Here is a 25,229-nt window from a genome sequence, read left to right on the forward strand (position 1 = left end):
AGTGACGTGAACAACCCCTCCGGCAACCCGGCGGGCAACTGAAGAACCGCTACCGCAACCGCCACGTCAGAGCAGCTCCGCACGCGGACCGTCCGGCTGCTGCATACGACGATCCGTGATCGCCCGAGCCAGCTCCTGCGACTCCTGCTCACCCAGCCGCCGGAAACCACTCTCCGTGATCACCGTGACCACCGGATAGATCCGCCGAGCCAGATCCGGACCACCTGTCGCCGAATCGTCGTCCGCCGCGTCGTACAGGGCCTGCACCACGAGCGTCGTCGCCTGCTCCTCCGACAGATCCTCCCGGAACAGCTTCTTCATCGACCCACGGGCGAACACCGAACCCGAACCCGTCGCCGCGAAGCCCGTCTCCTCCGACCGGCCACCGGCCACGTCGTACGAGAAGATCCGGCCCCTGCCCCGATCCACGTCGAAACCCGCGAACAACGGCACCACAGCAAGACCCTGCATCGCCATGCCCAGATTCGACCGGATCATCGTCGACAGACGATTCGCCTTGCCCTCGAGCGAGAGCTGCGCACCCTCCACCTTCTCGAAGTGCTCCAGCTCCAGCTGGAACAGCTTCACCATCTCCACAGCCAGGCCGGCCGTACCCGCGATACCCACCGCCGAGTACTCGTCGGCCGGGAACACCTTCTCGATGTCCCGCTGCGCGATCATGTTCCCCATCGTCGCCCGACGGTCACCGGCGAGCACCACGCCCCCGGGGAAAGTCGTCGCCACGATCGTCGTGCCGTGCGGCGCCTCCACCATGCCCTTCACAGGCGGCAGTTGACGATTGCCCGGCAACATCTCCGGCTGATGATCCGACAGGAAGTCCACGAACGACGAGGACCCCGGCGTCAGGAAGGCAGCTGGTAGACGCCCGGTGCTACGAGGATTGGCTTCCACGAGTTTCCTTCCAGATATGCGGCCGCGCGCCTTATGGCGTCCGGTCGATCCTTGAACTGCCCCAGCGCAGCGTTGCAGCTGAAGCACAACATGCCACGGACCCTACCCGTCTCGTGGTCGTGATCCACATGTTCGGCAGGAGCCGAGAGACAGATGCAGCAGACGCCGTGCTGCTCCGCGAGCAGGGCCTCCAACTCCTCGGGCTTCAAGCCGTACTTGCGCTGGAAGTAGGCGACGCGATTGCGCTCAGCACGGCAGCTGCGGCAGTAACTCGCCCACCCGTCCGAGGACGACTTGTTCCGCTCCCACTCGGAGTGGGGCTTGGTCTGCTCGCACTGGGGGCAACGCTTGTGGCCCTCCGGGACGTAGACCTTGACCCGGACGGTCTTCCCCTGAGCCTCCTGACGGCGCCGGTAGTACTCGGCGGCACATTCACGGCAATTGACCTGCAGGCCGTCCGGCCGGGACTTGTTCTTCGCGAAAGCCCCGACCGGTAGCACCTGCTGACATGCCGAGCACTTCTTCCCGTTCATATACGTGGTTATTGTCCACCCTTTTGAACGAATGACCTCACGAAGTCCTCGGCGTTCTCCTCCAAGACATCGTCGATCTCGTCCAGAACCGAGTCCACGTCATCGTCCAGCTTCTCCTGGCGTTCCTTGAGGTCCTCGGAGACGGCCGCGTCCTCGACCTGCTCCTCGGTCTCCTCGGTGGAACGCGTCGCCTTCTGCTGTCCGCCGCCGGTGTCCTTGGTCGCCATGTACCTCACCCCGCTCGGTGTCGACGTTTCTTGATCAGACCCTATAGCCGGGGTCCGACATCGGCCTCGCACTTTCTCAACGTGCGAGGCCCACCTCTGTGATTCCCCCGCCGGCCGGCTTTCAGCCGCCGGAGAGCACGCGGACCAGCTCTTCCGCTGTCCTGCAGCGGTCGAGCAGGGCCTTCACGTGGTTACGCGTTCCGCGTAGCGGTTCGAGGGTCGGTACTCGTTGGAGGGAGTCGCGGCCGGGGAGGTCGAAGATGACCGAGTCCCAGGAAGCTGCTGCGACGTCGTCGGCGTACTGCTCGAGGCAGCGGCCGCGGAAGTAGGCCCGAGTGTCCTCGGGCGGCTTGCTCTGGGCCCGCTGAACGGTTTCCTCGTCGAGGAGGCGCTGCATCTTGCCGCGGGCGGCGAGGCGGTTGTAGAGGCCCTTGTCGGGGCGTACGTCGGCGTACTGGAGGTCGACGAGGTGGAGGCGCGGGGCGTCCCATTCGAGGTTGTCGCGACGCCGGTAGCCCTCCATGAGTTCGCGTTTGGCGACCCAGTCGAGTTCGCCCGACAGGCTCATGGGGTCGGTTTCGAGGCGGGTGAGGACGTCTTCCCAGCGGTGGAGTACGTCTCGGGTCTGTTCGTCCGCGTCGGCTCCGTAGCGTTCCTCGACGTATTTGCGGGCGAGCTCGTAGTACTCCATCTGGAGTTGGACGGCGGTGAGGGTGCGTCCGCTACGGAGGGTGATGAGGTGGTGGAGGCTGGGGTCGTGGGAGACCTCGTGGAGGGTGCGGACGGGCTGGTCGACCGCGAGGTCCACGTTGATGAAGCCGTCCTCGATCATGGAGAGGACGAGGGCGGTGGTGCCGAGTTTGAGGTAGGTGGAGAGCTCGGAGAGGTTGGCGTCGCCGATGATCACGTGGAGGCGTCGGTATTTCTCCGCGTCCGAGTGGGGTTCGTCGCGGGTGTTGATGATGGGGCGTTTGAGGGTGGTCTCCAGGCCTACTTCGACTTCGAAGTAGTCGGCGCGCTGGCTGATCTGGAAGCCGTGCTCCTTGCCGTCCTGGCCGAGGCCGACGCGGCCCGCGCCGGTGACGACCTGGCGGGAGACGAAGAAGGGGGTGAGGTGGCGCACGATGTCGGAGAAGGGGGTTTCCCGCTTCATCAGGTAGTTCTCGTGCGTGCCGTAGGAGGCGCCCTTGTTGTCGGTGTTGTTCTTGTAGAGGTGGATGGGCTGAGCGCCGGGGAGTTGTGCGGCCCGTTCGGCGGCTTCGGCCATGATGCGTTCGCCGGCCTTGTCCCAGAGGACGGCGTCGCGGGGGTTGGTGACTTCTGGGGAGCTGTACTCGGGGTGGGCGTGGTCGACGTAGAGGCGTGCGCCGTTGGTGAGGATGACGTTGGCGAGGCCGATGTCTTCGTCGGTGAGTTGGCTGGAGTCGGCGGTTTCGCGTGCGAGGTCGAAGCCGCGGGCGTCCCGGAGCGGATTCTCTTCCTCGAAGTCCCATCGGGCGCGTCGTGCCCGATGCATCGCCGCCGCGTAGGCGTTGACGATCTGGGATGAGGTGAGCATGGCATTGGCGTTGGGGTGTCCGGGTACGGAGATGCCGTACTCGGTCTCGATGCCCATTACTCGCCGTACGGTCATGCGGCCCTCCTTGCCCGGCGGCGCTCCTGTTCGGGAGCGGCGCTCAAGTACCGCTGGTTCTCCGGTGCGTGTGCGGTGCCCGTCCCCGCACTGCGCGACTCGGCGGTAGGGATGAGCCTAGAACGGCTTTGCGCTGGTGGGCAGGTCAATTCAGTCATTGCTGCGGCTCTGGTCGGTCCCGGAAAGCAGTGGGCTGCGGGTGCCCGCCGGGGGCACCCGCAGCCGCCCTGTGTTTTACAGGTACTGGCCGGTGTTGGCCACGGTGTCGATGGAGCGTCCGGTGTCTGCGCCCTGTTTTCCGGTGACGAGGGTACGGATGTAGACGATCCGTTCGCCCTTCTTGCCGGAGATGCGGGCCCAGTCGTCGGGGTTGGTGGTGTTGGGGAGGTCCTCGTTCTCCTTGAATTCGTCGACGCACGCCTGGAGGAGGTGCGCGACGCGGAGGCCCTTCTGGTTCTGCTCGAGGAAGGCCTTGATGGCCATCTTCTTGGCGCGGCCGACGATGTTTTCGATCATGGCGCCGGAGTTGAAGTCCTTGAAGTAGAGGACTTCCTTGTCGCCGTTGGCGTACGTGACTTCGAGGAAGCGGTTCTCCTCGGATTCGGCGTACATCTGCTCGACGACGGACTGGATCATCGCCTGGGAGGTGGAGTCGCGGTCGCCCGCGTGCTCCGCCAGGTCGTCGGAGTGGAGGGGCAGGGACGACTTCAGGTACTTGGTGAAGATGTCCTTGGCCGCTTCGGCGTCGGGGCGCTCGATCTTGATCTTGACGTCGAGTCGGCCGGGCCTGAGGATCGCGGGGTCGATCATGTCCTCGCGGTTGGAGGCGCCGATGACGATGACGTTCTCGAGGCCTTCGACGCCGTCGATCTCGGCGAGCAGCTGCGGGACGATGGTGTTCTCGACATCCGAGCTGACGCCGGATCCGCGGGTGCGGAAGAGGGATTCCATCTCGTCGAAGAAGACGATGACGGGGGTTCCTTCGCTGGCCTTCTCGCGTGCGCGCTGGAAGACGAGGCGGATGTGCCGCTCGGTTTCGCCGACGTATTTGTTGAGGAGCTCGGGTCCCTTGATGTTCAGGAAGTAGCTCTTGCCTGCGGGCTGTCCGGTGACTTCTGCGACCTTCTTCGCCAGGGAGTTGGCGACGGCTTTGGCGATGAGTGTCTTGCCGCAGCCGGGCGGGCCGTAGAGGAGGACGCCCTTGGGGGGCCGGAGTTCGTGCTCTTTGAAAAGGTCTGGGTAGAGGTAGGGGAGTTCGACGGCGTCCCGGATGAGTTCGATCTGGTTGCCGAGGCCGCCGATCTTGTTGTAGTCGATGTCGGGGACCTCTTCGAGGACCAGTTCTTCGACTTCGCTCTTGGGTACGACCTCGTAGACGTAGCCGGAGCGGGGTTCGAGCAGGAGGGCGTCGCCGGGGCGGATGGTGACGTCGCGGAGTGGTTCGGCGAGGCGGACCACTCGTTCTTCGTCGGTGTGTCCGACGACCAGGGCTCGTTCGCCGTCCTCGAGGATCTCCTTGAGGGTGACGATGTCTCCGACGCTCTCGTACTCCATGGCCTCGACCACGTTGAGCGCCTCGTTGAGCATGACTTCCTGGCCACGCCTGAGGTCGGGGAGCTCGACGCTCGGGCTGACGTTGACGCGGAGTTTGCGGCCGCCGGTGAAGATGTCGGCGGTGCCGTCCTCGTTGGCGGTGAGGAAGACGCCGAAGCCGGCGGGCGGCTGCGCGAGCCGGTCGACTTCTTCCTTGAGGGCCACGATCTGGTCGCGGGCCTCACGGAGTGTGTTCGCCAGTCTTTCGTTCTGGGCGGACACTCCGGCCAGGTTGGTCTGCAGCTCGACGATCCGCTCTTCGAGAATCCTCGTGTGTCGCGGAGAGTCGGCGAGCTTGCGTCGCAGGACGGCGATCTCCTGCTCGAGATAGGCAATCTGACCGGCAGGGTCTTCGGACCCTCGACCCGGGCGGATGCCGCGGTTCATGTCGTCGTCGTGGGCTGCCACGGTCCTCACCTCCTCCAAGGGGAGCTGGACGCTTCCTGACCCTACCTGGGCCGGTGCTGATTGAAACCCCTAGATCAAAAACAGGGACGGGCTGTGTCCGATCTTCACCCTTGCGTAGCCCCTCCTGCCAGCTCAATACCCACCGAACAACATCCGAAAGCGGGCGGTTGTATCGTCGGAACGTTCAACACCCGTCAGGGCTGGCCCGACTTGTACCGTGTCGGTGTCGCACGACGTGAGAAATGGCAGGAGACATGACCGTGACGCACGAGGCCTCTTCCGGCGAGACCGGTGAGGAACTGGAGGTCTGGATCGACCAGGACCTCTGCACCGGCGACGGCATCTGTGCGCAGTACGCGCCGGAGGTCTTCGAGCTCGATATCGATGGCTTGGCGTATGTGAAGAGTGGCGACGACGAGCTGTTGCAGGATCCGGGTGCCACGACTCGGGTGCCGCTTCCGTTGTTGCGTGATGTGGCGGATTCTGCGAAGGAGTGCCCGGGGGACTGTATTCATGTCCGGCGCATTTCGGACAGTGTCGAGGTCTACGGGCCGGACGCTCCGTAGGTTCGCGTCCGGGTCGCGGGCCTCTGGTCCGGGACGCCGTGTAGGTGTGCGAAGGGCCCGGTTCCCTGCTCCTGGCGGAGTGGGGAGCCGGGCCCTTCGGCTGTGTGCGGGTGGGTCAGACGCTTTTGGCGGCGGACTGCTGCGACCGTACGAAGGACTGGTCCTTCCACTGCCATCCGGCCTTTTCGCGGGTGTCCGGGCAGCAGCTGGGCACGGTGGGTGCGGAGTAGCCGAGGAGGGTGGCCTCGACGGTGCCGTCGTGGACCTCGAAGTCGGTGACGGTGAGGCGTTCTTTCGGGTCTACGAGGGTGGCGACGATGCGGGGTTCGCCGGTGTGCGGCTGGGTGATCACGTAGATGCCGTGGGGCGGGGTGCCGGAGCCGGCTTTGCAGCGGACGACGGCGACGGTTTCCGGCCGCTGGTCGCCGTCGAGGTCTCCGGTGGCCCGGTCGGTGATCTCGGGTTCGGCGGTGCCGCACTCGAGTGGGTAGTGGACGCTGTCGGCGTCGGGTGCGGCGGCGGCCGGGGCCGGTGCGGCGGCCGTTTCGGGGCTGCCGCTCTGAGCCGCGGTGGCGTCGCGGGGTTGTACGAAGGAGGAGGCCGCGACGACGGCGGCCACGGCGACGGCTGTCGCGAGCCAGTGGATGGGGCGGGTACGGGTGTGGGCGAGCTCCGGGACGGCGGGGTGCTGCACGAGGAGGGTCTCCTGTGAGGGCTGTGCCGGTGGGGGTGGCCAGCATCGTGCCATACCTCACATCGAGGTGGAACGTTGGGGTCCGGGTTCGCAACGAAAAGCCGCCGTCGCGGAGTTCTCGCTGTGGGGCGAGAACTGCGCGGCGGCGGCCGGGCGTTGAGTGAGCCGGTTGTTGTGGGGTCAGGTGCTCCGGGGGGTGCCGCCGTCGGCGTTCGGACCGGAGTAGTCCTCGCCGTAGGCGCCCTTGGAGGGGCGGCGGCGGCGCATGGGCGGCTCGACGCCGTCGGCGAGGCGGCGTGCGGTGAGCAGGAAGCCGGTGTGCCCGATCATGCGGTGGTCGGGGCGGACGGCGAGGCCCTCGATGTGCCAGTTCCTGATCATCGATTCCCAGGCGTTCGGCTCGTTGAAGCAGCCGATCTCGCGGATGGACTCGACGGTCCTGGCGAGCTGGGTGGTGGTGGCGACGTAGCAGCAGACGATGCCGCCGGGCACGAGCGCCTTGGAGACCGCTTCGAGGCATTCCCAGGGGGCGAGCATGTCGAGGATGACGCGGTCGACCTCGGTGTCGCTGAGGTTGTCCTGGAGGTCTCCGACGGTGAGCTGCCAGGCGGGGTGGGGGGCGCCGAAGTACCGCTGGACGTTCTGTTCGGCGATGTCCGCGAAGTCCTGGCGGCGCTCGTAGCTGTGCAGCATGCCGTGGTCGCCGATGGCCCTGAGCAGGAAGCTGCTGAGGGATCCGGAGCCCACTCCCGCTTCGACGACGCGTGCGCCGGGGAAGATGTCGGCGAAGGCCAGGATCTGGCCTGCGTCCTTGGGGTAGACCACGGCGGCGCCGCGGGGCATGGACAGGACGTAGTCGGGGAGCAGGGGGCGCAGGGCCAGGTAGGCCACGTTCCCGGTGGTTCGGACAACACTGCCCTCGGGAGCACCGATCAGCTCGTCGTGCGGGAAGGAACCCTTGTGGGTGTGGAAGTTCTTCCCTGCTTCGAGCGTGAACGTGTAGTGGCGTCCCTTGGGGTCGGTGAGCTGGACCTGGTCCCCGACCTTGAAGGGCCCGCGGCGGCGGGCGGCGCCGGTCGGTTCGGACATGGCGTCCAGCCTACCGGCCCTGTGCCGGGGCTCCGACCACGTGGGGTGGGGGCGGCTCGGGGCGGTTGCGGGTCAGCCGTTTCGGGCCATGGCCTTGACGAAGGCGCGTTCCACGTCGGCGGTGGAGAGTACGCCGTAGATCTGGCCGGTGGCCTCGATGACGAGGTATTCGGTGGCGGGGTTGGCTCTGAGGGTGTCGAGGAGTTCCTCGCCGGCCAGTTCGGCCGAGACCTTCATGCCGTCGGTGAGGTCCTGGGCGAGGCCGCTGACGGCGACCCAGGGCCTGCGGTGTTCGGGTACGCCGACGATGGCTGCTTCGCGTACGAGGGAGAGGGGGTCGCCGTGGGGGTCGACGACGACGAGGGCGCGGGCACCGGCGTCGTTGGCGCGGCGGAGGGCTTCGGAGAGAGGGGTGGCGGCTTCGACGGGGACGGCCCGGCGGGTGAGGGTGCGGGCGCGGAGTTCGGGGAGGTGTTCGCGGAGCCGGGCCATGCGCAGGCTGTTGCCGGCGCCGGTCCAGATGATGGCGGCGAGGATCGCGGCAAGTAGGGCGTCGGTGATGGTGTCCATGCCGACGCCGTCCATGGCGTCGGCGCCGATCTTGCCGGACTGGGTGAGCAGGGGCAGGCCGATGAGGACGCTGATGGCGAGGGCGCGGCCGACCCAGGCGGCGGCGATGGTGCCGGTCATGGGCTTGCCGGTGATTTTCCAGACGACGGCGCGGAGCATGCGGCCGCCGTCGAGGGGCAGGCCGGGCAGAAGGTTGAACGCGGCCACGATGAGGTTGGAGAACATCAGGCTGGCGAGCAGGACGCCGGGGACGGTGCCGGGTTCGACGGCTTGCATGCCGAGGTAGAAGAGGCCCGAGAGTACGAGGGAGAGCAGCGGGCCGACGAAGGCGAGGATGAACTCCCGGCCGGGGGTCTCGGATTCCTTCTCGATCTCGGACACGCCGCCGATGAACTGGAGTTGGATGCGGCGGACCGGGAGCTTGAAGCGGAGGGCCGCGACGGTGTGGGCGAGTTCGTGGACGAGTACGGAGGCGTAGAAGGCGACGGCGAAGAACAGGGAGATGAGGTAACGGACGGCGCCGAGTTCGGGCAGGATGCGCTCGAGTTGTACGCCGAAGACCCAGGTGATGAGGGCGGCGACCACGAACCAGCTGGGTGCGACGTAGATGGGGACGCCGAAGGGGCGGCCCATGAGGAAGCCGCCGCCGGGGTCGCGGCGCTTGGCTTTGGGGTTGGGCCCGGGCTGCTGGTTCGGGTTCTCGTCGGCCGCCTGGGGGTTGTCGTGGTGCTGGTCGCCCGGGGCCTGGGGGTTCGGCGCTGCCCGGTCGTGGGGCGGGTGGGCCGCCGGCTCTTCGGTGGGCCCGGTGTGCTGGTCGTGCGCCGGTGGCTGTGCCGGGTCCCGGTCGGGGGCCCGGTCGTGCGGCTGCTCCGGCGTCGCCTCCTCGGTGGTGACCGGGTCGGCTTCGCCGGTGCCGGACTGCGGCTGTCCGCTCCCGCCGCGTTCGTCCACGATGTCCCCTCGTTCGATGCTTCCCCCGCCGCCGGGCGCACGCGCGGGCGCGTGACCCGGTGCGAGGGGGTCTGCCGTCGATGGTATGCGGCTGGTGTCAGTGGCGGGTCGTAGGGTCTTCCGCATGAACACCAGCACCGACGCCGCGCTGGGCGCCGCGCGCCCGGCGTCCCTGTCTCCGTCGCGCGCGGGCGACTTCATGCAGTGTCCGCTGCTCTACCGCTTCCGTGTGATCGACAAACTTCCGGAGAAGCCGAGCGAGGCGGCCACGCGGGGCACGCTGGTGCATGCGGTCCTGGAGAGGCTGTTCGACGCGCCTGCCGGTGAGCGGACGGCTCCGCACGCGAAGGCGTTGATCCCGGGGCAGTGGGAGCGGCTGCGCGAGGCTCGTCCCGAGCTGGCGGAGCTGTTCGCCGAGGAGGCTGCGGACGGTGAGGGCGCGGCGGAGGGCGGCGGCGAGAAGTCGGGGGCGGATCCGGGTGAGCGGCTTGCGCGCTGGCTGGGGCAGGCGGAGTCGTTGGTGGAGCGTTGGTTCACGCTGGAGGATCCGACGCGGCTGGAGCCGGCGGAGCGTGAGTTGTTCGTCGAGGCGGAGCTGGATTCGGGTCTGCGGTTGCGCGGCGTCATCGACCGGGTCGATGTGGCGCCGACGGGCGAGGTCCGGATCGTGGACTACAAGACGGGCAAGGCGCCGCGGCCGGAGTACGCGGAGGGCGCGCTGTTCCAGATGAAGTTCTACGCCTTGGTGGTGTGGCGCCTGAAGGGTGTGGTGCCGCGTCGGCTGCAGCTGGTGTATCTAGGCAGCGGTGATGTGCTGACGTACGACCCGCGGGTGGAGGATCTGGAGCGGGTGGAGCGGAAGTTGCTGGCGTTGTGGGACGCGATCCGGGTGGCGACGGAGACGGGTGACTGGCGGCCGCGGCGCACCAAGTTGTGCGGCTGGTGCGATCATCGCGCGGTTTGTCCCGAGTTCGGCGGGACTCCCCCGCCGTATCCGCTTCCGGTCGGGCCGCCCGAGTCCGCGGGAGGGGCCCAGGGCAGAATGGGGCCGGTCTAGCGAAGGAGATTGTCGTGGCGATCCGCGTCCTGCTGGTCGACGACCAGCCGCTGCTGCGTACCGGCTTCCGGATGATCCTGGAGGCCGAGCAGGATCTTGCGGTCGTCGGTGAGGCGGGGGACGGTCTGCAGGCGCTCGATCAGGTCCGTGCGCTGCAGCCAGATGTGGTCCTGATGGATATCCGTATGCCTCGGATGGACGGAGTGGAGGCGACCCGGCAGATCACGGGTCCCGGCCGGGACGGTCCGGCGAAGGTCCTCGTGCTGACCACGTTCGATCTGGACGAGTACGTGGTGGAGGCGCTGAAGGCGGGGGCCAGTGGTTTCCTTCTGAAGGACGCGCCCGCGCACGAGCTGGTGCAGGCGATCCGGGTGGTGGCGTCGGGCGAGGCGATGCTGGCTCCCAGCATCACGCGCCGGCTGCTCGACAAGTACGCGGGCCATCTGCCGTCCGGCGAGGAGCCGGTGCCGGACACTCTGCACACCTTGACCGAGCGTGAGGTCGAGGTGCTGAAGCTGGTGGCGCGCGGCCTGTCCAATGCGGAGATCGCGGCGGATCTGTTCGTGAGTGAGACGACGGTCAAGACGCATGTGGGCCATGTGCTGACGAAGCTCGGCCTGCGGGACCGGGTGCAGGCGGCCGTGTACGCGTACGAGAGTGGCCTGGTGCGTCCTGGCGCCCAGTGACGGCGCCGGGCCGGGGCGTACCGTCGCCGGCCCGGTCGCCGCAGCAGTGGCATGACGAGGAGGGCCGGCCCCGTTGGACGGGGCCGGCCCTCCTCGTGCGTTCGGCGCGATGCGCCGCCGGGTCACTCTCCGACGCCGCGTCCCAGCTCCCAGAGCTGCAGGTTTGACGAGGAGTTGAGGGCCCACTCGACACCGGTGATGTCGTCGCGGGCGGCGACGTACTGCTTGCCCTGCCAGAGCGGGAGCACCGGCACGTCCTCGGCGACAATGTCCTGCGCCCGCTCGATGTCCTTGGAGGCGGCCAGTCGGTCGGCCTCGCGGCGCGAAGAGGGGATCAGCTGCTCACGGACGGTGTCGTTCCGGTACGGCGAGACGAGGAAGTTCTCCTTGTCGAGGAAGGGCGCGATGAAGTTGTCCGCGTCGGGGAAGTCGGGGAACCAGCCCATGCCGTAGACGTCGTACTTGCCTTCGGTCTGCGCGGGACGGAACTTGTCCCACTTGGTGCCCTTGATGCTGACGTCGAACAGTCCGCTGTCGTTGAGCTGCTTCTGCAGAACCTCGAACTCCTGCTTGGTGGCCGCGCCGTAGTGGTCGGTCGTGTAGTTCAGGGTGAGCTCGACCGGGCTGTCGATGCCCGCCTTCTGCAGGAGGCCGGCGGCCTTGGCCTTGGAGGGCTCCTGGTACTTGTTGCTGAAGGAGTTGGTGTGCCCGGTGACCGTGGAGGGGACCAGGGACTGCAGCGGCTCGGCGGCGTTGCCGTACACCTTGGAGGCGAGTTCTCCGCGGTCGATGAGCTGGGCCATCGCCTGGCGGACCGCCTTGTTCTTCACCGTGGGTGCGGTGGTGGTGAAGCCGAGGTAGCGGATCTCGAGGCCGGGCATCTCGACGAGGTCGATCTTCTCGTCGCTGCTGTTGCCCAGCTGCTCGATCTGCTTCGGCGTCATGGTGCGCGTCATCAGGTCGATGTCGCCCTTCTTGAGCGCCTTGCCCATGGCATCGGCGTCCGCGAAGGGGCGGATCTCGATCTTGTCGCTCTTCGGCTTCAGGTTGCCCTTGTAGTGCGGGTTCTCCGTGAAGACGGCCTTGACCAACTCGTTGTCCTTGACCTCGGCCTCGACGGTGTACGGGCCCGAGCCGTCGACCTGGAAGCCGGAACGGAGCTTGTCCTTGTCGTAGACGTCGGGGTCGACGATGCCGGCGGCCGGAGTGGCCAGCTTGTGCGGGAAGGTCGCGTCGGGCGACTTCAGGTGGAAGGCCACGGTGCGGTCGCCCTCGACCTCGACGGTGTCGATGTTGGCGAGGAGGTTGCTGGGGCCGTTCTGGTCCCGGATCTTGAGCACCCGCTCGATCGAGAACTTGACGTCCTCGGCGGTGACTTCGGTGTTGTCCGAGAACTTCAGGTCTTTGCGCAGGGTGCATTCGTAACGCTGGCTGCGCTCGTCGGTGAAGGAGCAGCGCTCCGCGGCCTCGGGCTCGGGCAGGCCTCCGCCGCGGGGCTGGGTCATCAGGGTCTGCACGGTCTGGCGCAGGATGTTCCAGGAGCCCGCGTCGTAGGCGACGGCCGGGTCGAAGGGCGCCGGGGCCTTGCTCGACGCGGAGAACATGTCCGTGGTGCCGACGACGATCGCGTCGCCGTCACCGCTCCCGCTGTCCGATCCACCACAGGCGGCGAGCACCGGGGCGAGCAGGCCTATGAGGGCCGGCAGCACCAATGTCTTGCGGTTCATGCTCGAAGTTCTCCAACGTCCGATCCCGTTCCGCCGACGGGGGTGATGTCGGCGTTCCGGGTAATGTCATGTTTCCTCGCCATGACATTAGTCCGAATCGCTACGCGTGCTCACAGCGCCCGGAGTTGGGCGACAATCACGCAGCGGCAGCGGATGTGACGCACCGGAATGCGAACGCGGGAAGGTTTGGGGCAGGAGTCGACCAATCGGGACACAAGCCCCCATGATCCCGGTCCGTGCACACCGGGCAAGCGACACATACAAGACGGCGCGTTCCGCCGCCTCGGTGACATAAATCACGCCACGGATCGCGGGCGATGGGGGCGGAATTCGGCGGTCGCGCGCGGCAATTGGTGTGCGCTTTGCCTTGTCCTGCCTTTCACCCGGCAATGCGGGAACACGCTCGGTGCACGCCCGGGTGCCTTTCCGTCATCACTTGATCAGCTTCCGCAGAAAGGCGAGATCGACTTCTTCGAGAGAGGCGACGACGGTACGCCCGTCACCGGGCGGAATCGGTGCGACGGAGGGCACGGCGACGACGGGGCAGCCTGCGGCCTGCGCCGAGGCGACCCCGGTCGTGGTGTCCTCGATGACCGCACAGCGGACCGGGTCGGCGCCGAGGCCCGCGGCGGCCCGCAGATAGGGCTCGGGATGCGGCTTGCTGTGCTCGACCTCGTCGCCGGCGATGGTGAGGCGGAAGTGCTGAGCGCCGATGGAGTCGAGTACGCGGTCGATGATGCGCCGGTGCGAGGCGGAGACCAGGGCGGCGGGTACGTCCTGTTCGGTCAGCTCGGCGAGCAGCCGTTCGACGCCGGGCATCAGGGGTACGTCGCGGCTGATGCGCTGCTCGAAGTGGTCGTTGAGCAGCACGGTGAGCTCGGGCACGGTGATGTCCGCGCCGGTGGCCTCGATCAGGAAGCCCGCACTGCGGGTCATGGGCCCGCCGACCACGACGTGCCGCCAGGATTCGTCGAGGGCGTACCCCAGGCCGGCGAAGGCCTCGCACTCGGCGTCCCACCAGAAGCCTTCCGTGTCCACCAGGGTGCCGTCCATGTCGAGCAGGACGGCGTCGAGGGATGCTCCGCCGGGAGGTGCGGCTTGCGCCGTCCGGGCGGTGCGGTGGGCGTGGGGAAGGCTTCCGGCTGCGGGGACCGTACTGGTCATGCGGCACACCTCCGTGAGGGACGAGAAGGCCGGCCGCCTCTTTCCCGGGGTGTGACCCGGGAGGGGGCGACCGGCCTGCACTGGACCGATAAGTGTACGTCGCACGGCCCGAGGCGCATCCGGATTGTTCCGCCGGGTGAGCGCGCGGGCCGCCGGGGGGCGGATCCTGTCAGCGGGCGTTGAAGTACTTCGCCTCGGGGTGGTGGATGACGATGGCGTCGGTGGACTGCTCGGGGTGGAGCTGGAACTCCTCGGAGAGCTCGACGCCGATCCGCTCGGGCTCGAGCAGTTCGGCGATCTTGGCCCGGTCCTCGAGGTTCGGGCACGCTCCGTAGCCGAGCGAGAACCGTGCGCCGCGGTACTTGAGGGCGAACATGTCCTCCATCTCCGAGGGGTCGTCCCCCGCGTAGCCGAGTTCGCTGCGCACCCGAGCGTGCCAGTACTCGGCGAGGGCCTCGGCGAGCTGGACGGACAGTCCGTGCAGCTCGAGGTAGTCGCGGTAGGCGTCGGCGGCGAAGAGTTCGGCGGTGGACTCGCCGATCTTCGAGCCGACGGTGACGACCTGCAGCCCCACGACGTCGGTCTCGCCGCTCTCCTCGGGCCGGAAGAAGTCGGCGAGGCACAGGCGGCGGCCGCGGCGCTGGCGCGGGAAGGTGAAGCGGGTGCGCTCGTTGCCCTGGTCGTCGAGGAGGACGAGGTCGTCGCCCTTGGAGACGCAGGGGTAGTAGCCGTAGACGACGGCCGCTTCGAGCATGTTCTTGGTGTGCAGCTGGTCGAGCCAGCCGCGCAGGCGGGGCCGGCCCTCGGTCTCGACGAGCTCCTCGTAGCTGGGGCCGTCGCCGGTGCGGGCCTGCTTGAGGCCCCACTGGCCCTTGAAGAGAGCGCCCTCGTCCAGCCAGGAGGCGTACTCCTTGAGCTGGATGCCCTTGACGACGCGGCTGCCCCAGAACGGCGGCGTGGGGACGGGGGTGTCGATGGCGACGTCGGAGCGGGCCGGGCCCTCGTCGGGGCGCTCCTCGACCTGCACGGCGCTCGCCTTGACGCGGCGCTGCTTGAGCTCGGGGAGGGTGGCGCCGGGGACGCCGCGCTTGACGGCGACGAGGGCGTCCATCAGGCGCAGGCCCTCGAACGCGTCGCGGGCGTAGCGGACTTCGCCCTCGTAGATCTCGTGGAGGTCCTGTTCGACGTAGGCGCGGGTGAGGGCGGCGCCGCCGAGGATGACCGGGAAGTCGGCTGCCAGCTTGCGCTGGTTCAGCTCCTCCAGGTTCTCCTTCATGATCACGGTCGACTTCACCAGGAGTCCCGACATGCCGATGACGTCGGCGCGGTGCTCCGCGGCGGCGTCGAGGATCGCCGATACGGGCTGCTTGATGCCCAGATTGACGACGTTGTAGCCGTTGTTGGACAGGATGATGTCGACGAGGTTCTTGCCGATGTCGTGCACGTCGCCGCGGACGGTGGCGAGGACGATGGTGCCCTTGCCCTCGGAGTCCGTCTTCTCCATGTGCGGTTCGAGGTGGGCGACGGCGGTCTTCATGACCTCGGCGGACTGCAGTACGAAGGGCAGCTGCATCTGGCCCGAGCCGAAGAGTTCACCGACGACCTTCATGCCCTCGAGGAGGGTGTCGTTGACGATGTCGAGGGCGGGGCGCTCGGTGAGGGCCTCGTCGAGGTCGGCCTCGAGGCCGTTCTTCTCGCCGTCGATGATGCGGCTGCGCAGGCGCTCCTCCAGCGGGAGTGCGGCCAGTTCCTCGGCCTTGCCGGCCTTGAGGGACTTGGCGGTGGCGCCCTCGAAGAGCGCCATCAGTTTCTGCAGCGGGTCGTAGCCCTCGGCGCGGCGGTCGTAGATCAGGTCGAGTGCGGTGGTGACCTGCTCGTCGTCGAAGCGGGCGATCGGCAGGATCTTCGAGGCGTGCACGATCGCCGAGTCGAGTCCTGCCTTGGTGCATTCGTCGAGGAAGACGGAGTTGAGCAGGATGCGGGCGGCCGGGTTGAGGCCGAAGGAGATGTTGGACAGGCCGAGCGTGGTCTGTACGTCGGGGTGGCGGCGCTTGAGTTCGCGGATCGCCCCGATGGTGGCGATGCCGTCCTTGCGGGACTCCTCCTGACCGGTGCAGATGGTGAAGGTCAGGGTGTCGATGAGGATGTCGGACTCGTGGATGCCCCAGTTGCCGGTGAGGTCGTCGATGAGCCGCTCGGCGATGGCGACCTTGTGCTCGACGCTGCGGGCCTGGCCCTCCTCGTCGATGGTCAGCGCGATGAGGGCGGCGCCGTGCTCCTTGGCCAGTGCGGTGACCTTGGCGAAGCGGGATTCGGGGCCGTCGCCGTCCTCGTAGTTGACGGAGTTGATGACGGCGCGGCCGCCGAGCTTCTCCAACCCGGCCTGGATGACGGGCACTTCGGTGGAGTCGAGGACGAGGGGCAGGGTGGAGGCGGTGGCGAAGCGGCCGGCCAGCTCGGCCATGTCGGCGACGCCGTCCCGGCCGACGTAGTCGACACACAGGTCGAGCATGTGGGCGCCTTCGCGGATCTGGTCGCGGGCCATCTCGACGCAGTCGTCCCAGCGCGCCTCCAGCATGGCCTCGCGGAACTTCTTCGAGCCGTTGGCGTTGGTGCGCTCGCCGATCGCCAGGTACGAGGTGTCCTGCCGGAAGGGCACCGTCTGGTACAGGGAGGCGGCGCCGGGCTCGGGCCGGGGTTCGCGGCTGGTGGGCTGGAGGTCGCGCACCCGCTCGACGACCTGGCGCAGGTGTTCCGGGGTGGTGCCGCAGCAGCCGCCGACCAGGGAGAGGCCGTACTCGCCGACGAACGTCTCCTGCGCGTCGGCGAGTTCGCCGGCGGTCAGCGGGTAGTGGGCGCCGTCCTTGCCGAGTACGGGCAGGCCCGCGTTCGGCATGCAGGACAGCGGTACGCGCGAGTGGCGGGCGAGGTAGCGAAGGTGCTCGCTCATCTCGGCCGGCCCGGTGGCGCAGTTGAGGCCGATCATGTCGATGCCGAGCGGCTCGAGTGCGGTGAGCGCGGCGCCGATCTCGGAGCCGAGGAGCATGGTGCCGGTGGTCTCGACGGTGACGGAACAGATGATCGGCAAGTTCGCGCCGGTGGCGTCCAGGGCACGGCGGGCGCCGAGGATGGAGGCCTTGGTCTGCAGCAGGTCCTGGGTGGTCTCCACCAGGAGGGCGTCGGCGCCGCCGGCGATCATGCCTTCGGCGTTCTGCTGGTAGGCGTCGCGCAGCTTGACGTACGGGGCGTGGCCGAGGGTGGGCAGCTTGGTGCCGGGGCCCATGGAGCCGAGGACCCAGCGCTGCTGGCCGGTGGATTCGGTGAACTCGTCGGCGACCTCACGGGCGATACGGACGCCGGACTCGGAGAGTTCGAAGACGCGCTCGGGGATGTCGTACTCGCCGAGGGCGGCGAAGTTGGCGCCGAAGGTGTTCGTCTCGACGCAGTCGACGCCCACGGCGAAGTAGGCCTCGTGGACGGATCGGACGATGTCGGGGCGGGTGATGTTCAGAATCTCGTTGCAGCCTTCGAGGTTCTGGAAGTCCTCGAGGCTGGGGTCCTGGGCCTGCAGCATGGTGCCCATCGCTCCGTCCGCGACCACCACCCGGGTGGCGAGTGCGTGACGCAGGGCGTCGGCGCGGGACGGGCTGGCGGATGCTGCGGTCGGCAACGAGGCCATGGAAGAGCTCCCTGGAGTGCGACGGCTGTCGGCTTTGCACCCCCAGTCGAGGGCGCACCGGGCCAGCCTAGCCGGGACAGGGCCCCCGCCGTATGGGGCGTCCATCGAGCGGACCATGATGCTGCCGTGGATGCGGTGGTCTGCCGGGGAGATCCGGACGGGATGGATCGGCGCGGATCGGAGCTGAACCGCGTGCGCGGCCATTAGGACAAGGTCGACATGGACCGATAGTGTTCAGCATTGTCGAACGGCTGCCGACGCCGTACCGTACGGTCTCCGGAGTCTGCCGTACGGGGAACCTGGGATCGGACGCGGAGGAGCGGACGCGGTGGCCAAGAACATCCAGTCGCTCGAACGCGCTGCGGCGATGCTGCGCCTGCTGGCCGGCGGCGAGCGACGGCTCGGCCTCTCCGACATCGCCTCGTCACTCGACCTGGCCAAAGGCACCGCCCACGGCATCCTGCGCACGCTCCAGCAGGAGGGCTTCGTGGAGCAGGACCCCTCCTCCGGCCGCTACCAGCTCGGCGCGGAGCTCCTGCGCCTGGGCAACAGCTATCTGGACGTGCACGAGCTGCGCGCCCGCGCTCTGGTCTGGACGGACGACCTGGCGCGCTCCAGCGGCGAGAGCGTCTACCTCGGAGTGCTGCACCAGCAGGGCGTCCTGATCGTGCACCACGTGTTCCGGCCGGACGACAGCCGCCAGGTGCTCGAGGTCGGGGCGATGCACCCGCTGCATTCGACCGCGCTCGGCAAGGTCCTCTCCGCGTACGACCCGGTGGCGCACAGCGAGGTCGTGGAGTCGGACCGCAAGGGGTTCACCGGGCGCACGGTCACCGGCATCGAGGACTTCGAAGGGGTCCTCGACGTGACCCGGGCGCGCGGCTGGGCGGCCGACGTCGAGGAGACCTGGACCGGCGTGGCCTCGGTCGCGGCCCCGATCCACGACCGGCGCCGGATGCCGGTGGGCGCGGTCGGCGTGACCGGCGCGGTGGAGCGCGTGTGCGGTGACGGCGAGCTGCGCGCGGAGCTGATCGCGGCGGTACGGGACTGCGCCCGTGCCGTGTCCCGGGATCTGGGCGCCGGACGCTTCTGAGCCGGGGCTCCCGGCCTCCCGCGCGACCCCGACCGCCGACGGCACCGAACCCCGGCCGTGAGCCCTGGACCGGCGCACGCCTCCCCCGTGCCTGCCGCCTTCCCGGTGTCTCCCTCTCGCGCGAAGGGCGCCCGCCGCGTACCGTCGAACCCTCGCGCGAAACGTTTCCGGCACCTACTACCGGCCCGTCGCCCCAGCCCGCCCGGCACGTCCTGCCGGGCGCCGATCCCGTACCCGCAGCGCCCCAGCGGTAACGATCGTGATTCGCCTCCCCCAGCCCTTGACGGGCAGTTAACACGAGGGCAAAACTGCCGTTCATCGGTCGGCATTGTCGAACACCTACCGGCAATACGGGGTAGTGTGTGGCAAGGCGGATCGAGCAACGCCCTCACCTGAGGGCGCGGACCACCGGCGGGACCCGTGGTGTCGCGTTCTCGGTATCCACCTGGACGAAGGACAAAGGAGTCGCGGGTGTCCAGCTCCGACATCTTCATCGGCGAGACCATCGGTACCGCCCTACTCATCCTGCTCGGCGGTGGCGTCTGCGCCGCTGTCACTTTCAAGCGCTCCAAGGCCTACGAGGCCGGCTGGGTCGCCATCGCGTTCGGCTGGGGCTTCGCGGTCCTGACCGGCGCCTACCTCGCCGGCGGTGTCTCCGGCGCGCACCTCAACCCCGCGGTGACCTTCGGTCTCGCGGTCGAGGGCGGCACCAAGTGGAGCGACGTGCCGGTCTACCTGGCGGGTGAACTGCTCGGCGCGATGATCGGTGCCGTGCTCGTCTGGATCGCCTACTACGGCCAGTTCCAGGCGCACCTGACCGACCCGGAGATCGTCGGCCGGCCCGACGCCGACCGGAAGCCGGTCTCCGACGAGCCCGGCCCGGTCCTGGGTGTCTTCTCCACGGCGCCCGAGATCCGGAACGTCTGGCAGAACATGGCCACCGAGATCATCGCCACGTTCGTCCTGGTCATCGCGATCCTCACGCAGGGCCTGAACGACGAGGGCAACGGCCTCGGCGCGCTCGGCGCACTCATCACGGCGCTCGTCGTCGTCGGCATCGGCCTCTCGCTCGGTGGCCCGACGGGATACGCCATCAACCCGGTCCGTGACCTCGGCCCACGCATCGTGCACTCCCTGCTGCCGCTGCCGAACAAGGGCAGCTCGGACTGGACGTACGCCTGGATCCCGGTCGCCGGACCGCTGATCGGTGGCGTCATCGCCGGTGGTGTCTACAACATCGCGTTCGCCTGAGCACGCCGTACCGCACGAGACCTCATGGAGCACACAGTGACCGACGCACACACCGCCCACTCGCACGGCGCCGGGCCGTTCATCGCGGCGATCGACCAGGGCACCACCTCGAGCCGCTGCATCGTCTTCGACACGGACGGCCGGATCGTCGCCGTCGACCAGCGCGAGCACGAGCAGATCTTCCCGAAGCCCGGCTGGGTCGAGCACGACGCCAAGGAGATCTGGGCCAACGTCGAGAGCGTGGTGGCAGGCGCTGTCGCCAAGGCCGGCATCACCTCCGCCGACGTCAAGGCGATCGGCATCACCAACCAGCGTGAGACCACCCTGCTCTGGGACAAGAACACCGGCGAGCCGGTGCACAACGCGATCGTCTGGCAGGACACCCGCACCGACGCCCTGTGCAAGGAGCTCGGCCGCAACGTCGGCCAGGACCGCTTCCGCCGCGAGACCGGCCTGCCGCTCGCGTCCTACTTCGCGGGGCCCAAGGTCCGCTGGCTGCTCGACAACGTCGAGGGGCTGCGCGAGCGCGCCGAGCGCGGCGACATCCTGTTCGGCACCATGGACTCCTGGGTCATCTGGAACCTGACCGGTGGCACCAACGGCGGCCAGCACGTCACGGACGTCACCAACGCCTCGCGCACCATGCTGATGAACCTCCACAGCATGCAGTGGGACGACAAGATCCTCGCGTCCATCGGCATCCCGGCCGCGGTGCTCCCGGAGATCCGTTCCTCCGCCGAGGTGTACGGCAGCGCCAAGGGCGGCGTCCTGGACGGCGTCCCGGTCGCCTCCGCGCTCGGTGACCAGCAGGCCGCGCTGTTCGGCCAGACCTGTTTCGCCGAGGGCGAGGCCAAGTCGACGTACGGCACCGGCACGTTCATGCTGCTGAACACCGGTGAGACCCCCGTCAACTCCTACAACGGCCTGATCACCACGGTCGGTTACCGCATCGGTGACCAGAAGCCGGTGTACGCGCTCGAGGGCTCGATCGCCGTCACGGGCTCCCTGGTGCAGTGGATGCGCGACCAGATGGGCCTGATCAACTCCGCCGCCGAGATCGAGACCCTGGCGTCCTCGGTCGACGACAACGGCGGCGCGTACTTCGTACCGGCGTTCTCCGGCCTGTTCGCCCCGTACTGGCGCTCCGACGCCCGCGGTGTGATCGCCGGCCTCACCCGGTACGTCACCAAGGCGCACATCGCGCGCGCCGTGCTCGAGGCGACCGCCTGGCAGACCCGTGAGATCGCCGACGCCATGACGAAGGACTCCGGCGTCGAGCTCACGACCCTCAAGGTCGACGGCGGCATGACCTCCAACAACCTGCTGATGCAGACCCTCTCGGACTTCCTGAACGCACCCGTGGTGCGCCCGATGGTCGCCGAGACGACCTGCCTCGGCGCGGCCTACGCCGCCGGCCTGGCCGTCGGTTTCTGGCCCGACACCGAGACCCTGCGCGCCAATTGGCGCAGGGCCGCCGAGTGGACCCCCCGCATGGAAGCGGACCAGCGGGACCACGAGTACAAGAACTGGCTCAAGGCCGTCGAGCGGACCATGGGCTGGATCGAGGACGAGGAGTAAGACTCATGACCACCCTGCAGAGCAGCCCCGCTTTCCCGGCTCTTGGGCTGCACCCGGCCGACGGCTCGAATCCGAGCCGGGCCGAGACCCGGGAACAACTGTCGAGGGCTACCTACGACCTCCTGGTGATCGGCGGCGGCATCCTGGGCATCTCCACCGCCTGGCATGCCGCACAGGCCGGGCTGCGGGTGGCTCTGGTGGACGCCGGCGACTTCGCCGGCGCCACGTCCTCCGCGTCCTCCAAACTGCTGCACGGCGGCCTGCGTTACCTGCAGACCGGTGCGGTCAAGCTGGTCGCGGAGAACCACTTCGAGCGGCGTGCGGTCTCCCGTCAGGTGGCTCCGCACCTCGCCAATCCCCTGACCTTCTACCTGCCGGTGTACAAGGGCGGGCCGCACGGCGCCGCGAAGCTCGGCGCGGGCGTGTTCGCGTACTCGGCGCTGTCCGCGTTCGGTGACGGTGTCGGGCATCTGCTGAGCCCGTCGCGCGCCGCGCAGGACGTGCCCGAGCTGCGCACCGACAACCTGAAGGCCGTGGCCGTGTACGGCGACGACCAGATGAACGACTCCCGGATGGCCCTGATGACGGTCCGCGCGGCGGTCGCCGCGGGTGCCGCGGTGCTCAACCACGCGGAGGTCACCGGGCTGCGCTTCACCGGCGGGCGGGTCACCGGTGCGGATCTCAAGGACCGTACCGACGGCACCGAGTTCGGCGTGGACGCCCGTCTCGTACTCAACGCGACCGGCCCCTGGGTCGACAGGCTGCGCACGATGGAGGACGCCAACTCGGCTCCGTCCATCCGCCTCTCCAAGGGCGCGCACCTGGTCCTCAAGCGCACCTCGCCGTGGAAGGCCGCGCTCGCCACCCCGATCGACAAGTACCGGATCACGTTCGCCCTGCCGTGGGAGGACATGCTGCTGCTCGGCACCACCGACGAGGTGTACGAGGGCGATCCGGCGGACGTCTCGGTGACCGAGCAGGACACCAAGCAGATCCTGGACGAGGCCGCGTTCTCGGTGCGGGACCAGCAGCTGTCACCGGACCTGATCACGTACGCCTTCGCCGGTCTGCGGGTGCTGCCCGGCGGCCCCGGCGACACGTCGAAGGCGAAGCGGGAGACGGTCGTGACCGAGGGCCGCGGCGGAATGCTGTCGGTCGCCGGCGGCAAGTGGACGACGTTCCGGCACATCGGCCGTACGGTCATGAACAAGCTGTCGCAGCTGCCCGGGCACCCGCTCGGCGAGGACATGCAGCCGATCTCGGAGCTGCCCAAGCGTCTGCCGCTGCCGGGCATCGCGAACCCGAACGCGGTCGCGCACCGGCTCCTGGTGGACGGCGACGCGACCCCCGGGACGCGGATGTCGCCGGAGACGGCGCGGCACCTGGCCACGCACTACGGCTCGCTGTCCTTCGACATCGCCCGGCTCGCCAACGAGGACCCGGCGCTCGCCGAGCGCATCCACCCCGACGCCCCGGAGATCTGGGCGCAGGTGGCGTACGCCCGTGACCACGAGTGGGCCGAGACTGCGGACGACGTCCTGCGGCGCCGCACCACACTGACGATCCGCGGGCTGGCGACGGACGAGATCCGTGGCCAGGTGGAGAAGGTGCTCGGCACCGAATAGGGATCGGGCAGGATCACAACGCGCCTGCGGGGCGGCCCAGTTGACGGGTCGCCCCGCAGGCGCGTGTGTGGCAGGGCCGGGCAGGCGTCAGGCCGACTTCTCGTCGGCCGCGTCCTGTTCGTCCGCCGCGTCGGCGGCGAGTATCGAGGACTCCAGCTTGCGCAACAGGCGGGCGAGCTGGCGGCGTTCGGCCGGAGAGAGGTCGGCGAGCATCCGGCGTTCGTTGTCGAGATGCTCGGAGAAGACCCGGTCGACCGTGTCGAGGCCCTGGTCGGTGAGCCGCGAATAGACGACGCGGCGGTCGTCCGCGTCGCGTTCGCGGACGATCAGACCGTCCTTCTCCAGTCGGTCGATACGCAGCGTGACACCTGCCGAGGAGACGAGCCCCTGGTCGGCGAGCTGACCGGCGGTCAGGCGGTACGGGGCGCCCGCCCTGCGCAACGCGGTCAGCACGTCGAACCCGGCGACGGACAGGCCGTGCCGCTCGATCGACGCGGTCAGCCGGGTGTTGTAGCGCAGGAAGGAGCGGTGCAGGCGGGCCAGCACCTCGAGCGGGCTGGTGTCGAGTTCGGGCCGTTCCCTGGCCCAGTCCTCGATGACCGCCTCGACGGCGTCCTTGCTGCCGGAAGTCCTGCGCCCCGTCATGTCCCGCCCCTTCGTCCCGGCCGCGCACCTCGGCCCCTCGTTCTCACACCCCTGAGAATTCTACCCCTGAGGTGATCCGGGCCGAGGGCGTACCGGCCTCTCGGGGCGGGGCGATCGCCTTACCGGGGCGGAAGTTCGAGTTTCTGGCCGACCTTGATGAGGTTGGGGTCGGTGATGCCGTTCAGGGCGGCGATCTCCGGGTGGCGGGCCGCGCTGCCGAGCTGGGTCCGCGCGATGGCGCCGAGGGTGTCGCCGGCCTTGACGGTGTAGGCGCCGGCGGGCTTCCCGGCCGGCGCCTTGCCGGACTTCGCGGTCCCGGCCGCGCTGGTGACCCCGTGGGCGGCCAGGTAGGCCACGGGGTCCGTGTGGCCGTTGTAGTGGTTGGCGGTGCGTGCCTCGAAGTGCAGGTGGGGGCCGGTGACGTTGCCGGTCGCTCCGGACAGGCCGAGGCGATGTCCGCCGGTGACCTGCTGACCGACCTCGACCTCGATCCGGCTGAGATGGGCGTAGAGGGTGAACTTGCCGTCCGTCATACCGACGACGACGCAGTTCCCGTACGCCCCCTGGTCACCGGCGACCACCACCGAACCGGGGCCCACGGCGACCACCGGCGTACCGGTCGGCACCGCGAAGTCGATGCCGGTGTGGAAACCGGCCGCCCAGGCCCCGGGCTTCCGGTAGGCCGTGGTGACCGGCGCCTCGGCCACGGGCATGCTCCATGCGTTCATACGTCCTTGCCTATCGGGACGTGGGGTGCGCCGCATCCTGAGCCTGCCGCGCGGGTGCACCGCACGATCGCCGGGGCGGACTCAGCGCCGGGAGAGGCGGCCGCGCTTGAGGTGGAGGACCTCGTCCGCGGCGTCGGCGACCCGGGCCGAGTGGGTCACCACGACAACGCATTTGCCGTCGTCGTGGGCCAGTCTGCGCAGTACTTCCACGATGTCGTCGGCGGTGTCCTGGTCGAGGCTTCCGGTGGGCTCGTCGGCGACGAGGAGGTCGACCTCGCAGGCGAGCGCGCGGGCGATCGCGACGCGCTGCTGCTGGCCGCCGGAGAGTTGCTGGATCCTGCGGTGGCGGTCCTCCTCGGCGATGCCGAGCAGGTCGAGGAGTTCGTTCGCTCGCTGCTTGCGGCCGCTTCTGCGGGCGCCGGTGATCTCCATGGCCGAGGTGACGTTCTGTACGGCGTTCAGATAGCCGAGGAGGTTGTACGACTGGAACACGGTGGCGGCGTGCCGGCGGCGGTAGGTGTCGAGGCCCACGCTCTCGAGGTCGCGGCCGCGGAAGCGGATGGTGCCCCCGGTGGGGGCGTCGAGGCCGCCGGTGAGGGCGAGCAGGGTGGTCTTGCCGCTCCCGGAGGGGCCGACGACCGCGTACATGCGGCCGTGTTCGAAGTCCTGGGTGACGTCCTTGAGTACGGCGCGCGGCCGGGATCGGGTGCCGGCGGGAAAGCTCTTGTGTACGCCGCTGAGCTGCAGCACGGGTACCGGGTCGGGATGCGAGGGGCCGGTGGACGTCGGGCCGGCGGACGTCCGGTCGGTGCTCGTCATG

At 68.8% G+C, this 25,229-nt stretch carries 21 protein-coding genes; 7 read left to right on the forward strand and 14 right to left on the reverse strand.

Translation table 11 applies throughout. The features are described from left to right. Nucleotides 1-66 precede the first annotated feature (66 nt). From prcB to arc, 5 genes are all read right to left on the reverse strand, one after another. The gene (prcB, locus tag DSC45_RS09125; protein ID WP_119288903.1) at nt 67-912 is read right to left on the reverse strand and encodes a proteasome subunit beta; all 846 of its coding nucleotides are present in this window, start codon (nt 910-912) and stop codon (nt 67-69) included. Beyond that, complete coding sequence (locus DSC45_RS09130; RefSeq protein WP_119288905.1) at nt 864-1,445, reverse strand: endonuclease VII domain-containing protein; 582 nt, start codon at nt 1,443-1,445, stop codon at nt 864-866. Before DSC45_RS09130 ends, prcB begins: the two co-directional genes overlap by 49 nt. Nucleotides 1,446-1,453: 8 nt before the next feature. Next, a complete protein-coding gene (locus DSC45_RS09135) occupies nt 1,454-1,672 on the reverse strand; it encodes a ubiquitin-like protein Pup (protein ID WP_119288907.1) in 219 nt (72 codons plus the stop codon). 121 nt (nt 1,673-1,793) lie between these two features. Further along, nucleotides 1,794-3,305, reverse strand: coding sequence for a depupylase/deamidase Dop (dop, locus tag DSC45_RS09140; RefSeq protein ID WP_119288908.1), 1,512 nt, complete (start codon nt 3,303-3,305; stop codon nt 1,794-1,796). Nucleotides 3,306-3,539: 234 nt separating this feature from the next. Continuing rightward, nucleotides 3,540-5,306 (reverse strand): proteasome ATPase, encoded by a 1,767-nt coding sequence (gene arc, locus DSC45_RS09145; protein WP_119288910.1) that lies wholly within the window; start codon nt 5,304-5,306, stop codon nt 3,540-3,542. A 254-nt stretch (nt 5,307-5,560) separates the two neighbouring features. Between arc and DSC45_RS09155 the strand changes: the two genes are divergently transcribed. After that, on the forward strand, nt 5,561-5,872 hold the full coding sequence (locus tag DSC45_RS09155) for a ferredoxin (protein ID WP_119288912.1): 312 nt from the start codon (nt 5,561-5,563) through the stop codon (nt 5,870-5,872). Between the two features lie 115 nt (nt 5,873-5,987). On the opposite strand, the gene DSC45_RS09160 is transcribed toward DSC45_RS09155, so the two are convergent. The 3 genes from DSC45_RS09160 to DSC45_RS09170 all read right to left on the reverse strand — a co-directional run bounded on the left by DSC45_RS09160 (nt 5,988) and on the right by DSC45_RS09170 (nt 9,176). Further along, the gene (locus DSC45_RS09160; RefSeq protein ID WP_119288913.1) at nt 5,988-6,566 is read right to left on the reverse strand and encodes a hypothetical protein; all 579 of its coding nucleotides are present in this window, start codon (nt 6,564-6,566) and stop codon (nt 5,988-5,990) included. Between the two features lie 180 nt (nt 6,567-6,746). Further along, nucleotides 6,747-7,655, reverse strand: coding sequence for a tRNA (adenine-N1)-methyltransferase (locus DSC45_RS09165; protein ID WP_119288915.1), 909 nt, complete (start codon nt 7,653-7,655; stop codon nt 6,747-6,749). Nucleotides 7,656-7,727: 72 nt separating this feature from the next. Then, a complete protein-coding gene (locus DSC45_RS09170) occupies nt 7,728-9,176 on the reverse strand; it encodes a site-2 protease family protein (RefSeq protein ID WP_119288917.1) in 1,449 nt (482 codons plus the stop codon). 124 nt (nt 9,177-9,300) lie between these two features. On the opposite strand from DSC45_RS09170, the gene DSC45_RS09175 reads away from it, so the two are divergent. Together DSC45_RS09175 and DSC45_RS09180 are read left to right on the forward strand one after the other, a co-directional pair. Then, the gene (locus DSC45_RS09175) at nt 9,301-10,233 is read left to right on the forward strand and encodes a RecB family exonuclease (RefSeq protein ID WP_205571285.1); all 933 of its coding nucleotides are present in this window, start codon (nt 9,301-9,303) and stop codon (nt 10,231-10,233) included. Nucleotides 10,234-10,247: 14 nt separating this feature from the next. Continuing rightward, a complete protein-coding gene (locus DSC45_RS09180) occupies nt 10,248-10,919 on the forward strand; it encodes a response regulator (protein WP_119288921.1) in 672 nt (223 codons plus the stop codon). Nucleotides 10,920-11,041: 122 nt separating this feature from the next. Here DSC45_RS09180 and DSC45_RS09185 read toward each other — a convergent pair whose 3' ends face one another. The 3 genes from DSC45_RS09185 to metH all read right to left on the reverse strand — a co-directional run bounded on the left by DSC45_RS09185 (nt 11,042) and on the right by metH (nt 17,489). Further along, nucleotides 11,042-12,646, reverse strand: coding sequence for an ABC transporter substrate-binding protein (locus tag DSC45_RS09185; protein ID WP_119288922.1), 1,605 nt, complete (start codon nt 12,644-12,646; stop codon nt 11,042-11,044). A gap of 432 nt (nt 12,647-13,078) precedes the next feature. Beyond that, nucleotides 13,079-13,810 carry an HAD family hydrolase gene (locus DSC45_RS09190; RefSeq protein ID WP_119288924.1) on the reverse strand — a complete coding sequence of 244 codons (732 nt, stop codon included), beginning with the start codon at nt 13,808-13,810 and terminating at the stop codon, nt 13,079-13,081. A gap of 169 nt (nt 13,811-13,979) precedes the next feature. Next, nucleotides 13,980-17,489, reverse strand: a complete 3,510-nt coding sequence (metH, locus tag DSC45_RS09195; protein WP_119288926.1) for a methionine synthase — start codon at nt 17,487-17,489, stop codon at nt 13,980-13,982. A 328-nt stretch (nt 17,490-17,817) separates the two neighbouring features. Between metH and DSC45_RS09200 the strand changes: the two genes are divergently transcribed. The 4 genes from DSC45_RS09200 (at nt 17,818) to DSC45_RS09215 (ending at nt 23,036) form a co-directional block, all read left to right on the forward strand. Then, entirely contained in the window at nt 17,818-18,582 is a 765-nt protein-coding gene (locus DSC45_RS09200) for an IclR family transcriptional regulator (RefSeq protein ID WP_119288928.1), read from the forward strand. A 471-nt stretch (nt 18,583-19,053) separates the two neighbouring features. Continuing rightward, nucleotides 19,054-19,833: an MIP/aquaporin family protein gene (locus DSC45_RS09205; protein ID WP_119288930.1), complete on the forward strand. Its 780-nt coding sequence runs from the start codon at nt 19,054-19,056 to the stop codon at nt 19,831-19,833. Between the two features lie 36 nt (nt 19,834-19,869). After that, a complete protein-coding gene (gene glpK, locus DSC45_RS09210; RefSeq protein WP_119289230.1) occupies nt 19,870-21,411 on the forward strand; it encodes a glycerol kinase GlpK in 1,542 nt (513 codons plus the stop codon). A gap of 5 nt (nt 21,412-21,416) precedes the next feature. Further along, nucleotides 21,417-23,036 carry a glycerol-3-phosphate dehydrogenase/oxidase gene (locus tag DSC45_RS09215; RefSeq protein WP_119288932.1) on the forward strand — a complete coding sequence of 540 codons (1,620 nt, stop codon included), beginning with the start codon at nt 21,417-21,419 and terminating at the stop codon, nt 23,034-23,036. Nucleotides 23,037-23,123: 87 nt separating this feature from the next. Here the strand turns inward: DSC45_RS09215 and DSC45_RS09220 are convergent, their stop codons facing one another. From DSC45_RS09220 to DSC45_RS09230, 3 genes are all read right to left on the reverse strand, one after another. Continuing rightward, the gene (locus DSC45_RS09220) at nt 23,124-23,681 is read right to left on the reverse strand and encodes a MarR family winged helix-turn-helix transcriptional regulator (RefSeq protein WP_119288933.1); all 558 of its coding nucleotides are present in this window, start codon (nt 23,679-23,681) and stop codon (nt 23,124-23,126) included. Nucleotides 23,682-23,800: 119 nt separating this feature from the next. Next, complete coding sequence (locus DSC45_RS09225; RefSeq protein ID WP_240434547.1) at nt 23,801-24,409, reverse strand: peptidoglycan DD-metalloendopeptidase family protein; 609 nt, start codon at nt 24,407-24,409, stop codon at nt 23,801-23,803. Nucleotides 24,410-24,490: 81 nt separating this feature from the next. Further along, a complete protein-coding gene (locus tag DSC45_RS09230) occupies nt 24,491-25,228 on the reverse strand; it encodes an ABC transporter ATP-binding protein (protein WP_119288937.1) in 738 nt (245 codons plus the stop codon). Nucleotide 25,229 lies beyond the last annotated feature (1 nt).

It is taken from the genome of Streptomyces sp. YIM 130001 (assembly GCF_003574445.1).
GTDB lineage: Bacteria > Actinomycetota > Actinomycetes > Streptomycetales > Streptomycetaceae > Streptomyces.